Origin of the sequence: Rothia sp. HMSC069C04, assembly GCF_001812895.1 — a bacterium.
In the GTDB taxonomy this organism is placed as follows: Bacteria; Actinomycetota; Actinomycetes; order Actinomycetales; family Micrococcaceae; genus Rothia.
The window spans coordinates 73,405-86,029 of the sequence record NZ_KV810746.1 but is presented as its reverse complement, the minus strand read 5'-3'; the positions used below and the strand labels follow the sequence as shown (position 1 = coordinate 86,029).

General features: G+C 58.8%; 12 protein-coding genes and 1 tRNA gene. 11 read left to right on the top strand and 2 right to left on the bottom strand.

What is annotated here, in order from left to right; all coding sequences use genetic code 11:
• The first annotated feature begins 110 nt into the window (after positions 1-110).
• The 11 genes from rplU (at position 111) to HMPREF2879_RS06640 (ending at position 9,916) form a co-directional block, all read left to right on the top strand.
• Positions 111-422, top strand: a complete 312-nt coding sequence (gene rplU, locus HMPREF2879_RS06690; RefSeq protein ID WP_005505764.1) for a 50S ribosomal protein L21 — start codon at positions 111-113, stop codon at positions 420-422.
• Positions 423-462: 40 nt separating this feature from the next.
• Complete coding sequence (rpmA, locus tag HMPREF2879_RS06685) at positions 463-720, top strand: 50S ribosomal protein L27 (protein WP_005505766.1); 258 nt, start codon at positions 463-465, stop codon at positions 718-720.
• Between the two features lie 194 nt (positions 721-914).
• On the top strand, positions 915-2,522 hold the full coding sequence (gene obgE / locus HMPREF2879_RS06680) for a GTPase ObgE (RefSeq protein ID WP_070635091.1): 1,608 nt from the start codon (positions 915-917) through the stop codon (positions 2,520-2,522).
• 375 nt (positions 2,523-2,897) lie between these two features.
• Complete coding sequence (nadD, locus tag HMPREF2879_RS06675) at positions 2,898-3,647, top strand: nicotinate-nucleotide adenylyltransferase (RefSeq protein ID WP_070635090.1); 750 nt, start codon at positions 2,898-2,900, stop codon at positions 3,645-3,647.
• The gene (locus HMPREF2879_RS06670) at positions 3,640-4,692 is read left to right on the top strand and encodes a prolipoprotein diacylglyceryl transferase (RefSeq protein ID WP_070635089.1); all 1,053 of its coding nucleotides are present in this window, start codon (positions 3,640-3,642) and stop codon (positions 4,690-4,692) included. The genes nadD and HMPREF2879_RS06670 overlap by 8 nt, the downstream gene beginning before the upstream one ends.
• A gap of 67 nt (positions 4,693-4,759) precedes the next feature.
• Entirely contained in the window at positions 4,760-5,197 is a 438-nt protein-coding gene (rsfS, locus tag HMPREF2879_RS06665) for a ribosome silencing factor (RefSeq protein WP_005505774.1), read from the top strand.
• A 195-nt stretch (positions 5,198-5,392) separates the two neighbouring features.
• Positions 5,393-5,465 (top strand) — tRNA-Ala (locus HMPREF2879_RS06660).
• Between the two features lie 112 nt (positions 5,466-5,577).
• Positions 5,578-6,552: a cation diffusion facilitator family transporter gene (locus tag HMPREF2879_RS06655; protein ID WP_070635088.1), complete on the top strand. Its 975-nt coding sequence runs from the start codon at positions 5,578-5,580 to the stop codon at positions 6,550-6,552.
• A 370-nt stretch (positions 6,553-6,922) separates the two neighbouring features.
• Positions 6,923-8,323, top strand: a complete 1,401-nt coding sequence (locus tag HMPREF2879_RS06650; protein WP_070635087.1) for a glutaminase — start codon at positions 6,923-6,925, stop codon at positions 8,321-8,323.
• 299 nt (positions 8,324-8,622) lie between these two features.
• The gene (locus HMPREF2879_RS06645; protein ID WP_070635086.1) at positions 8,623-9,597 is read left to right on the top strand and encodes a polysaccharide deacetylase family protein; all 975 of its coding nucleotides are present in this window, start codon (positions 8,623-8,625) and stop codon (positions 9,595-9,597) included.
• 46 nt (positions 9,598-9,643) lie between these two features.
• The gene (locus tag HMPREF2879_RS06640) at positions 9,644-9,916 is read left to right on the top strand and encodes a hypothetical protein (protein WP_246822925.1); all 273 of its coding nucleotides are present in this window, start codon (positions 9,644-9,646) and stop codon (positions 9,914-9,916) included.
• A gap of 111 nt (positions 9,917-10,027) precedes the next feature.
• Here HMPREF2879_RS06640 and HMPREF2879_RS06635 read toward each other — a convergent pair whose 3' ends face one another.
• Positions 10,028-11,008, bottom strand: coding sequence for a restriction endonuclease PLD domain-containing protein (locus HMPREF2879_RS06635; protein ID WP_070635084.1), 981 nt, complete (start codon positions 11,006-11,008; stop codon positions 10,028-10,030).
• 219 nt (positions 11,009-11,227) lie between these two features.
• Positions 11,228-12,385, bottom strand: a complete 1,158-nt coding sequence (locus HMPREF2879_RS06630; protein ID WP_083309638.1) for a DNA cytosine methyltransferase — start codon at positions 12,383-12,385, stop codon at positions 11,228-11,230.
• Positions 12,386-12,625: the final 240 nt, after the last annotated feature.

Below are 12,625 nucleotides of genomic sequence, written 5' to 3'. Positions count from 1 at the left end.
CTTGTTCGCGGTCATTCGACTGGCGGGGGAGGGCGCACAGCAATGAAAGCGCAGGCTGCTCATTCGTGTGAGATTCAAGAAGCAAGTTGTCGAGAAAAGTGAGTCCCATAGTGGCATACGCGATTGTACGCGCTGGCGGCCGCCAGGAGAAGGTTTCCGTAGGCGACCTCGTTACCCTTGACCGTGTTGCAGGCGAGCCCGGCAGCACCATCGAGCTGCCCGTGCTGCTGCTCGTCGACGGTGACAAGGTCACCGCTGACGCAAAGTCCCTGGCTTCCGCCAAGGTTGTTGCTGAGAAGGTTGAGGACCTGCGCGGTCCGAAGATCGTTATTCAGAAGTACAAGAACAAGACCGGTTACAAGAAGCGTCAGGGCTTCCGCGCCGAGCTGACCACCGTCAAGATTACCGCTATCAACGCGTAATCGAAACGACCGGAATTCAACCCTAAGGTAGGAATACAGAATGGCACACAAGAAGGGCGCAAGCTCCACCCGTAACGGCCGTGACTCGAACCCCCAGTACCTCGGTGTTAAGCGCTACGGCGGCCAGTCCGTCAACGCAGGCGAGATTCTCGTTCGCCAGCGCGGCACCCACTTCCACCCCGGCCTGAACGTTGGCCGCGGTGGCGACGACACCCTGTTCGCTCTGGCAGCAGGCACCGTCGAATTCGGTACCCGCAAGGGCCGCAAGGTCGTTAACATCCTGGCAGCAGCTGAGTAATACTCACCGCTAGGGCAGAGGGGGTAGGCGTTAGTCTACCCCCTCTCGCTATGACCTCGAATGCCGTGGACGCCTGTGCTGGGCTCCACGATGAGGCGCACCCCAACCCGGTCGCGCCTGCCGCCGCATCCGCAGCATGATTGGTGTGTGCCGTGCGGTGGCGAAGTGAAGATTTTCCAAGATAAGGAGAACCCGTGGCAGAATTCGTGGACCGCGTGGTCTTGCATGTATCTGGCGGTCGCGGAGGTAACGGCTGCGTCTCCGTGCGACGTGAAAAGTTTAAGCCCCTGGGCGGCCCTAACGGCGGTAACGGTGGTAATGGTGGCGCGGTGATTCTGCGCGTGGATAACCAGACCACGACCCTGCTGGAGTACCACCACAGCCCGCACCAGCACGCCCCGAATGGCGATATTGGTCGTGGCGATATGCACCACGGCTTTAACGGTGAGGACCTGATTCTGACCGTGCCGCAGGGTACTGTGGTGAAGGACCGCGAGGGTAATGTTTTGGCTGACCTGCTGCGTGTGGGCGACGAGTATGTTGCGGCCCGTGGCGGTATGGGCGGTCTGGGTAACGCTGCGTTGGCTTCGGCTAAGCGTAAGGCTCCCGGTTTTGCTCTGTTGGGCACCCCCGGTGAAGAGGCTGATATTGTTCTGGAGCTCAAGTCCATTGCGGATGTGGCTCTGGTGGGTTACCCGTCGGCGGGTAAGTCTTCGTTGATTGCTGCGATTTCTGCGGCGCGTCCGAAGATTGCTGATTACCCGTTCACCACTTTGATCCCGAACCTGGGTGTGGTGCAGGCGGGCGATGTTCGCTACACCGTCGCGGATGTTCCCGGTCTGATTGAGGGCGCTTCGGAGGGCCGCGGTCTGGGCCACCGCTTCCTGCGCCATGTGGAGCGTTCTTCGGCTCTGGTGCACGTGATTGACTGCGCTACTTTGGAGCCGGGCCGCGACCCGATCAGCGACTTTGAGGTGATCCGCGGCGAGCTGCAGAACTATGAGGTTGACCCGACTGCGGGTGTGACCGTGCCGCTGCATGAGCGTCCGCAGATTGTGGTGCTCAATAAGATTGACGTTCCTGAGGCTCGTGAGCTGGCTGAGTTTGTTCGCCCCGAGTTTGAGGAGATGGGCTTCAAGGTCTTCGAGATTTCGACGGCTTCCCATGAGGGTCTGAAGTCCCTGATCTTTGCGATGGCACAGCTCGTTGAGGAGGACCGCGTGGCTCGTGCCGCTGCCGAGAAGGAAGCGGAGCGCGTGGTTGTTGAGGCTCCTGTGGTTCGCCCGAAGGGCTTCCGCGGTAAGAAGAAGCAGGAATTCACTATTCGCCGCGAGGAACGTAACCTTGAGCCGCTGTTCCGCGTGATTGGTGAGAAGCCTGAGCGTTGGATTCAGCAGACTGACTTCAATAATGATGAGGCTGTCGGCTACCTGGCGGACCGCCTGGCGCGCCTGGGCGTTGAGGATGAGCTGTTCAAGGCTGGTGCTCGTGCCGGTGACGCCGTGGTGATTGGCGAGAACGACAACTCGGTGATCTTCGATTGGGAGCCGACCATGGTCGGTGGCGCTGAGCTGCTGTCCTCCCCGCGTGGTACGGACGCTCGTCTGGAAGAGATCATTCGCCCGACTCGTGCGCAGAAGCGTGTGGAGTACAAGGAGCGTATGGACGCGAAGGCGGAGGCTCGTGCCGAGCTGGAGTCCGAGCGCGCTGCAGGCGTGTGGACCGAGTCGGTTGAGTACCGCAAGAAGCTGAAGGAAGGCAAGGTCGACGAGAATATCGACATGCCGAACGTCGAGGACTAATAGCTGAAGCGTTAGCTGTTGCCTAGACAGCTGTTGCCTAGACAGTGAATGGTGCCGCGCACCGGGGTTTGCCCCGGTGCGCGGCACTTTCTTGTGTGCTGTGCGGTTGTCTCTCGCGCCGGATGTGTGTGTTGGAACATGCGGGTGAGCCTGCGGTGAACCTGTGGTCGGGCGTGCTGGCTGGGTATTCCACTGGCGGCTTAGCTCACCCCCCGTCATTTCGGTTTTTTTGACCGTAAGCAGGTAGCATAGAGGGGAATGTACGCGGGCACCGTTTTCGGTGTTGCGTACCTTCTGTGTACCTGCCCGCATCCGCGCCTGTGGTGGCTTTTTAGCTGCCGTGGTGCGGTCTCTGTCCCAGCAAGGACGGCATTTGTGACTGACCAGCCTGTTCACCTTGATTTTGGTGCCCCGAGCACCGAGTCTATCCCCCCGCGCACTCCCGGTCGGGTGCGTCTGGGCGTGATGGGTGGAACTTTTGACCCGATTCACCACGGACACCTGGTGGCGGCTAGTGAAGTTGCCGCCGTGTTCGACCTGGACGAGGTCGTTTTCGTTCCGACCGGTCAGCCCTGGCAGAAGGTGGGGGAGCGGCACGTGAGTGACGCTGAGCATCGCTACCTGATGACGGTGATTGCGACCGCGTCGAACCCTCGTTTTACGGTGAGCCGTATTGATATTGACCGTGGCGGCGCCACCTACACCTTTGATACGCTTAACGAGCTGCGCGCCCTGCGCCCGGATGCTGACCTGTTCTTCATTACCGGTGCGGACGCGATCAGCCAGATTATGACCTGGCGCAATGCCCATAAGCTGTGGGATTTGGCGACTTTTGTGGGTGTGACCCGCCCCGATCATGATTTGGATCCGCCGCTGGCAGAGGGTCGTCATATTACGACCCTGAAGATTCCTGCGATGGCGATTTCTTCGACCGATATTCGTCGCCGCGCAGCTGAAGATGCCCCCATCTGGTACCTGGTGCCCGATGGTGTGGTGCAGTACATTGCTAAGTACGGCCTGTACAAGAAGGACGCCTTGACGGCGTACCGTGATGGCTTGCCCCGCGTGAAGGATGAGTCTGGGCAGGCACCCCAATCGACGAATAATGAGGGAACACATGAGTGAAGCTACGGGTTCGAAGCCCTATAGCGAGGACGAAGCGTACCTCTACGAGACGTACGTGACCGAGGACGGCATTGAGGTGCCGCCGCCTACTAAGGTGATGGGTCCGCGCCGTCTTGCCCGTTACCGTGAAGAAGTTGCCGAGTACCTGCGTGCGAACCGCCGCGGTGAGCCCGCGAAGCCTGTTGCGAACATGGGCTCCGTGATTCATACGGACGCTATTGACCCGCAGGTTTTGGCTGTTCAGCGTCGTTTTGCGGCGTTGGCGGCTCAGGGCAAGATTGACACTGAGGCGAACGATGAGGAGAAGCTGCATGAGCCTGCTCCTCTGACCAGTAGCCTGCGTGTTCTTCGCCCCGAAGAGATCGCGCAGAACCGTGTGGATGCGACTAGCCCCTCCGCGGTGGATAACCCGATGACTTCTTCGATCCCGGTCATTGCCGTGGTTAAGGAGGAGAAGCCGGAACCCGAGCTGCACCAGTACTTGGTGCGCGATGAGCCGAAAGTTGAGGAGCTGGACAGCTCTGACGTTGAGGCTGAGCAGACCGAGGTTGCTTCCATTGAGGAAGAAGCCGTTGAGATTGCTGAGGTTGAAGAGTCTGCTGACGAGCTGCCCACCCGCGTGAGCGCGGTGGACGCGCAGGGTCTTGACCTGAGCGTGCTGGATAGCGCCTCCGCTGGTGACACCGTGGATTCGGTGGACGGCGACCCGACTGTTGCTCTGAGCCCGGATGAGGTGGAGGAGCTGCTGCAGCGCATGGTGGATCGTCAGGATCCCGAAGAGTCGGCTGCTCTGGTTGAAGAGGTTACCGAGGACGCTGAAAAGTCTGAGGAAGCCGCAGAAGACGGCGAGTCCAAGTCTGCTGAGTCCAAGTCTGCTCCGGTACCTTCCGCTGAGGCTTCCAAGGAGTCCGCTTCTAAGGGCGCTGTTGAGAAGGCTGAAGAGGTTCTGCAGCCTGCGCAGAAGGCCTCCCTGGCGTGGCTGTGGATTGTGCTGCTGCTCGCCCTGGTCGTTGTTGGTCTGATTATGATTTTTGGCCCTAAGTAGGCCGTGAACAATGCACCCCTGTTGCGGGGTGCTGCCGGCGGGTGTTCTGCCGGCAAGGAAGGAAAATATGACTGCTGCACAGTCCTCGATTGAGGCTCTGCGCATTGCCGCCCGCGCTGCGGAGGAGAAGCAGGGAACGAACCTGTTCGCTGTGGATGCATCCGACGCGATGGGTCTGATTGATGGCTTCCTGGTGGTTTCTGCCCACAATGAGCGCCTCGTGAACGCCGTTGCGGATGAGGTTGAGGACGCTCTGCGTGAGCAGGCTGACCTGAAGCCGGTCCGCCGTGAGGGTCGTTCCTCGGGTCGTTGGATTCTGCTGGACTTCGGCGATATTGTCGTGCACGTTCAGCATGAGGAGGACCGCGAGTTCTACGCTCTGGATCGTCTGTGGGCTGAGGCTCCGCGTATTGAGCTGGGCGTTGAGAACGAGGCTCCCTTCGACATTGAGGGTGAGACTGAGGAAGATGCTGCACGCATCATTCCCGCTCAGGATGAGGCATAGGCTTCTGCTTGATTTTTAGCTGATGAGGGGTGGGCTCTGCTGGCGCTGTATGGTGCCGCGGGGTCCGCCCTTCTTGCTTAGCCTTTGGCTTACCCGCCGGGAACTTTTTGGATTTTTGGGTGCGCTGGTTTGCATCGCTGTCCGTGGTGTGTGTAATATATTCATGTTGCCTCGTTGAGGTCACTAACAGAATATGGGGATATGGCGCAGCTGGTAGCGCACCTGCATGGCATGCAGGGGGTCAGGGGTTCGAGTCCCCTTATCTCCACGTTTTCCTCGGTTGAGGAGCTTGTCGCCCGGTTCTTGTGAATCGGGCGATTTTGCTATCTGCCGATAACTCTCGATAGTCAACAACACAGTTCATAGTTGAGGAGTCACTCATGGGAGCGCACGCACATCACGGCCACGGCGGGCATCACGGGCATCACCACGACCATTCGCATGCCCCGAGCCCGGAGGACGCCGCCTCGATGCGTCCGCGCCTGCTGATTGCGTTCAGTCTGGCGGTCGTTATTGTGTTGGCGCAGGCGATTGGTTCGTTGGTCACCGGAAGTCTTGCGCTGCTGACTGATACGGCGCACGCTGTTACGGATGCCTCGGGCCTGCTGGTGGCGCTTACGGCGGCTTCGCTCATGACGCGCCCGGCAACGTCCCGCCGCACGTGGGGTTTCCGCCGCATTGAGGTGCTTGCCGCCCTCGGGCAGTCGGTGCTGCTGTTGGCGGTGGGTATCTACACGGCGGTGGAGGGCGTGCATCGCCTGTTCGCCCCGCCGGAGGTGCCCGGCACCGAACTGCTGATTTTTGGTGTGGTTGGCCTGGTGGCGAACGCTATTGGTATTGCGGTGCTGGCTACGGCGAGGAACGCGAACTTCAATATGCGTGCCGCGTTCCTGGAGGTGCTCAATGACGCCCTGGGTTCGCTGGGTGTGATTGTGGCAGCTATCGTGATTTGGCTGACCGGCTTCTACCAGGCGGACGCTCTTGCGGGTCTGTTCATTGCGGCGCTGATTGTGCCGCGTGCGATGCGTCTGATGAGGCAGACGACTGCGGTGCTCATGGAGTTCACCCCGGACGGCCTGGACCTGGACGCGATGCGTGAGCACATGCTCCGCGTTGAGGGCGTGGTGGAGGTGCACGACGTGCACGCCTCGATGGTGGCGACCGGTCTGCCGGTGGTGACCGCGCACGTGGTGGTTGCCGATTCGTGCTTCCATGACGGGTCTGCGGTGACGATTCTGGACCATATCCGTTCGTGTGTGGCGAGCCATTTTGAGGTGTCGGTAGAGCATTCGACGTTTCAGCTGGAGACCGCCGAGCTGGGTGGTCGTGAGCCGGCTTCGATTCGCCACCCGTAGGCTGTGCCCGTAGGCTGGCTCGCGTAGGTTTTGTCCGGGTTTCGTCGGCGGTGCTGCCCGCCGCGGTAAATTACGGCAGAAAACGGCAAACCAGAACAGGCACCAGAGCCTGAAATAGCGGGGGAGTAGTGACCGTTATATTTGTGGCTTCAACACGCAAAAGATACACTCTTTAGGGAGCAAAAGGTGCTCCTCACCCACATACTTTGACAGGTCCGCTGGCAGGCTCTTGAGTCTGGCCGCCGCGGTGGCCTGTAACGATGAGCGCCTCAGCCCAGCTGAAACGGAATAGCTGAAACGGAACAGCGGGCGGGCGCATCCTGGAATTTTTGACGAGAACAACCACGATTAGCAGCAGATACGGAACACTATGCATTCACCTATTGCCACTTACCTGACCGAGACCCTCGAGTCGGTCGCTTCTGATACCTCCGGTGAGTTGGCAAACTACATTCCGGAACTTGCCGCCGTGGACCCGGACAAGCTTGCCGCGTCTATCGCCATGGTTGATGGTGAGCAGTACGCCGCCGGTGACTCCGATGTGGAGTTCACGATTCAGTCGATTTCTAAGCCGTTCGTGTACGCCCTCGCGCTCGCGGACCGCGGCTATGATGACGTGCTTGCGAAGGTGGGCGTGGAGCCTTCCGGTGAGCCGTTCAACGAGCTGTCCCTGGAGGACGGCTCCGGTAAGCCGCTGAACCCGATGATTAACGCGGGCGCGATTACCACCCATTCGCTGGTTGGTCCTCCCGGTGCGACTCAGGGCGAGCGCATGGAGCGCGTCATTTCTGGTCTGTCTGCGTTTGCGGGTCGCCGCCTGTCGGTGAATGAGCGCGTGTACGAGTCTGAGCTGGAGCACGCGCACCGCAACTACGCGATTGCGCACATGCTGCGCGGCCACGGCATCCTGACCGGTGACCCGACCGTTGCGGTGCAGGGTTATACCCGCCAGTGCTCGCTGATGGTGACGGTTAAGGATTTGGCGTTGATGGCGGCGACTTTGGCGAACTATGGTGTGCATCCGGTGACGGGCGAGCAGGTGGTTCCTAAGACTGTGGTGCGTCAGGTGCTGAGCGTTATGTTCACGTGCGGTATGTATAACGCTGCGGGTGACTGGGCGACCCAGGTGGGTGTGCCGGCGAAGAGCGGCGTGGGCGGCGGCATTATTGGTGCTGTGCCCGGTCAGCTGGGTGTGGCGACGTTCTCGCCGCGTCTGGACGGTCACGGTAACAGTGTGCGCGGTGTGGAGCTGTTCGAGCAGTTCTCTGATGACATGGGCATGCACGTGATGAACGTGCCGACCGTGGCTCGTTCGGCGTTGCGCGCGAACTACCAGATCGGTTCGGGCGATGAGTCTATGCGCCTGATTCAGTTGCAGGGCCGTATCCGTTTTGCGGGTGTGGAGCGCGTAATCCGTGAGATTGTGGAATCCCCGATGGAGGGTTCGAAGGTTGCCCTGGATGTGATGCGCGTGTACGCGGTGGATGAGGTCGCTCAGAGCATGCTCCTGGAGCTGATGCGTCGTCTGCGGAATGACGGGTACAAGGTGTACTTGATTGATAATGACGAGACGATTACGAATACGGATGCGCTGCGCAGCATGGGTGTGAAGGTTCTGACGAACCCGGCGGCGGTGACTTCTGCTGAGTCGGATGCTGAGCGTGTGGCTGAGGCGGACGCCGAAGAGGCTGCGGAGGCTGCGGCTCTGGAGGCGCTGAATGCGTTGGAATCCGCTCAGGCGGAACAGCCGGAAGCTTCGGAGTCCGAGTAGGTTTCTCTCCACGTACTTGGATGTACGATTGTGTGAACTTATATATTGAGGCCCCTTTCCCGGGCGCGTTATGAACGTGTTCTGGGGGAGGGGCCTTGCTGTACTTAGAATTGCGCCTGCGCTGTAGCTGGATTACTTGGATTGCCTGGTGTGCGGGTAGCTTAGTGTGCTGAGCGTGGTCTTCGGTGAGTGAGGGGACTGAAAGTGCATAAAGGTTCTTTAATAGCGCCATTGTTAATCATTAAGTAATATTTTGAATTTTTCGATAGCTGACGGCGATCTCATCATACACTCGTAATATGAACACTGTTCCACACTCAGAAACACCTATCACTACTCGTCAATCCGCTATTACTGATCCCACCGCTGACCGGGCGGTGGCGGGTGCTTCTGCCCGCGCCTCCATGGGGCGACGGGAACTCTTACAACACGTTGGTACCTTTGGTCTGGGCGCGGTGGGCTTCGGTGTGCTGGGTCTTGGCCTCGCCGGTTGTACCCCATCGAGCAACCCGTCCGGTAGTGCGTCGGGTAGCGCCTCGGCGAGCCCCTCGGCAAGCTCGGCGGCTGCCCCTTCCGCAACGGGTACTGCATCCCCGACCGCCGCGGCATCTAAGACCGCTTCTGCGACTGCGACCTCGTCGAACCCGGTTCCCGAAGCTCGTGCCTGGACCGGCCCGCAGACCGGCCTGCCCGGTGAGGGCAAGTATATTGCGTGGACGGTCGATGACGGCGCCGACCCGGAGGTGGTACGCGCCTACGCGGAGTTTTCCCGCCGTACCGGCACGCGCCTCACCTTTTTTATCAACGGTCAGTACCCGGCGTTTAGGCAGCATCGTGACCTGTTGTTGCCGCTGGTGAAGAGCGGTCAGTTGCAGATTGCGAACCATACGTATAGTCATGCGGCGTTGACGAGCCTGACGGATGAGCAGATTATTCAGGAGTTGACCCGTAATGATGAGGAGATTAGGCATCTGTTTGGGGTGTCTTCGAAGCCGTATTTCCGCCCGCCGTACGGGTATTATGATGCGCGCGTGTTGGCGGCTGCGGCGTCGTGTGGTTTTACGCGCCCGGTTCTGTGGTACGGGTCGTTGGCGGATTCGTCTAATATTTCTTCGGCTGAGGTGTATGCCTATGCGGAGAAGTATGCGTTGGCTCAGCATATTGTGATTGGGCATTTGAATTATCGGGGTGTGGTGTCTGAGCTGGACCGTATTCGGGCGTTGTTGGATCGGCGCGGGTTGAAGACGGTGACGATTCGTGACTATTACGGGTAGTGCGGGGGAGCCCCGGTGAGGGGATCCGGTGGGTATACTGGGAGGCATGATGAAGCTTCCTCAGAATCCTATCCTTCGGCAGGTGCACCGCTTCCGTGAGTCGCTGCTGCTTCTGCTGTATTACTCGCTGTCTTTTCTGGGTGTGCGGTGGATGCGCACGGGGCATCCGCGTGTGGCGGCGGTGTGGTCTGTGGGCTTGTGGCTGAATTTGGTGGTGCGCGGTATGGGCCAGGTGGTGCGTATGCTGGTGCCGGTCCTGCAGGATGCGGAGGCGCGCCGTGCTCGTGCTGAGCGTGCCCGCGCCTACCAGCCGCGCTAACCTCACCGGCTGAGCTGACAGAACGAGGTTGATATGACGACGAAGCCCCCTTGTACTAGAAATAGTACGAGGGGGCATCGCCGCATCTAGGGGGGGCACCAGTCGGAGGCGCTAGTCGTCCTCGTGGGAAAACTCGTTGAGAATCTCGGGGGTCTGCAGAGCAAACTCATCAGGTTCCGCAGTCTCGGGTGAGAAATCTAGGTAGTAGTTACCCTCAGAGGTGCGGGTGATGGTGACATAGGTGCGACCGTAATCGAGTAGCTCGCGAATGCCAACCTTGGTGCCCTCGTCGAGGCCCATGCGCTTACGAATATAAGAGCCAAGCTCGGAGTTCGGGATGGTCGACATGTCCTTACCGCAGCGGTCGGAACCGCTGGCAACACGCATAATGAGGTCTTCACCGTCATCGCAGTGCACCACAATGGGAGTGTTCTTCACGGGGAAGAAATTTGACCGCCCAATGTTCGCGGGAACCGCGAAGTAGGCCTCATCCTTATTGGCTCGGATATCTCGCAAACCCCAGTTAATGCCGGAACCGCAGTTGTACGAGGAACCCTTACCCGCGTGACTGTAAAGGTACAGCTTGATGGAGGAGAAGTCCTTCAAGCGTTCCTCACGTTCCGTTTCAGGTTCGGGGAGGGGAGGAGCCGGAGGTAGAGACTTATTCGCCAGGACGTCGGAGGGCGCTTCAGGGAAGGTGAAGAGAGAATCGACCACAGGGTCGGTGCAGCTCAGCGAAGCACCGAATAGCGTATCGATATAGTTCTCTGCATACTCCACCGACACCGGCACAAGAATGTTCTCCTGCTGGCATTCCGAAGCGTCTCGACCGATATTCAGGCCGTCTGTCGAAAGGTTAGCTGAGCCCGCGTAGGCAATATCGAAGGAGCCGTTCTGCGCCCAAGCGTAGAGCTTGGTATGAACCAGGGGAGAGACGCGAGGATCTGGATAACGAATATCCAGGTACCCGTGACTAGCCTTGACCCATCCCTTGAGGATTTCATGGGTCGTAATGCTTACCGCACCATCTCGTGCCATACCAACCAGAAGATGAACCTTAGGTGTGGTGGAGGTGGGAGTAAACTTGCTCATCTCACCCCAATGACCGGCTTCCTTGGAACGCCGCCCGGGGGTGAAATCAGCCTGATATAGCGCACTGAGAATGGTAGTTCGCGAGATATACCCGGTAACCGCCCACAGCTCATGCCCGGCGCAATCATCCTTAGGGTACGGCGATTGGAGAACAAGCTCAGCGAGGTTGTCGCCCATGAGTGACGAATAAATTTCCATGGGAATACGTCCTTCTTTTACCTAGAAAAGAGTGTCTTCTTTCTGTGCTTCGAGCTTATCTTCCATAGCACGGATGCGCTTCTCGACATCAATATTCGGTTCAATGCTTTCGTAGGAAATACCTTCAAGAGTCTTGAAGAGAGCTTCGAACACGACCTGAGCACCGTCCGGGGGAACCGCCATGCCAATCTGGCGACGTACGTTCTCCTTGTTGCCGATGAATTTGTACCAGTCAGGGAACGTCTGCAGACGTGCGCGCTCGCGGTTGGTGAGGGCGCGGGGCTCTTCCCAGTGGTAGATGTGCGTTCCGCCGCCACCGGATCCGGTGACGGTATATGCGGGCTTATTGGGGTCCAGTCGCTTATAAATCTGGCTGAGCTTAGCACCACGTACGTTGAGGCGTAGTTCCTCGGGCATATCGGTAGCGTTGAAAGCGTTCTCGCCGGGCTTGATGTAGGCGAGGCGCTGCTTCACCACCTCAGACTGACGGGTCGGTTCGTTGTTGGTTGCCCATTCGGGGATAGGCGGTTCAGTGATTGCCTGCTTAGCGGTACGCATCATTGGAGGTTCAGGAGTGGTGGGTGCCGGGACCTTGAATGCTACACCCTTCGCAGCAATATCATCGCGCAGACCCACGATAATGATTCGGTGTCGAGCCTGGGGGAGACCGTACTCCTCAAAGCGGTATTTATGAGCGACAACGGTGTACCCGGCACGCTGCATTTCACGCAGAATGTAGGGGAAAGCAAGACCCTCATTAGCGCCAGAGAGACCACCGACGTTTTCTGCCACGAACCATTCAGGTTTATGGCTCTTGAGCACGTTGATTCCGTATGTAAAAAGGGGGCCGTAGGTACCCTCTAGGCCCTTCTGCTTTCCTACGAGGCTGAAATCGTTGCAGGGAAAACCGAACGCAAAACCATCAATCGGAGGCAGAGCGTCGGTATCGAGCTCACGAACGTCACCTACGTACACGGTCTCTTCAGACGCGCCAGGGGTGTTTTCGCGGTAGGTATCTGCAGTCGTGGGATCGTAGTCATTAGCCCAGGCGTGCTCAATTTTGATACCCGGAACTTTATCTGCGGCGTTGTGTGCGCCCAGGGCAATGCCGCCGGGTCCACAGAAGAGCTCACCCATCTTGTAGGTTGTGGGTGAGGGTGATGTGTGCTTCTCAGCCATAAGGTTCTCCGCAAGTCATAGTGCTGTGTCAGGTGCCAGTTGAATACATAGATTTACCGTCTATGTATTCAGGTTTAAACTCTCTAAGAATAGCAGCCCGGGGGCTCTGCGCGCACCCTTGCCCAAAGCAGATTCTGTCGCATGGGGCACAACAATGTGGATCTAGTAGTTTTATAGTGCATCGTGATGACGAAAACCTGTGCTGACGTGTGAGAACGAGTGCTAAACTCACAGAGGAAG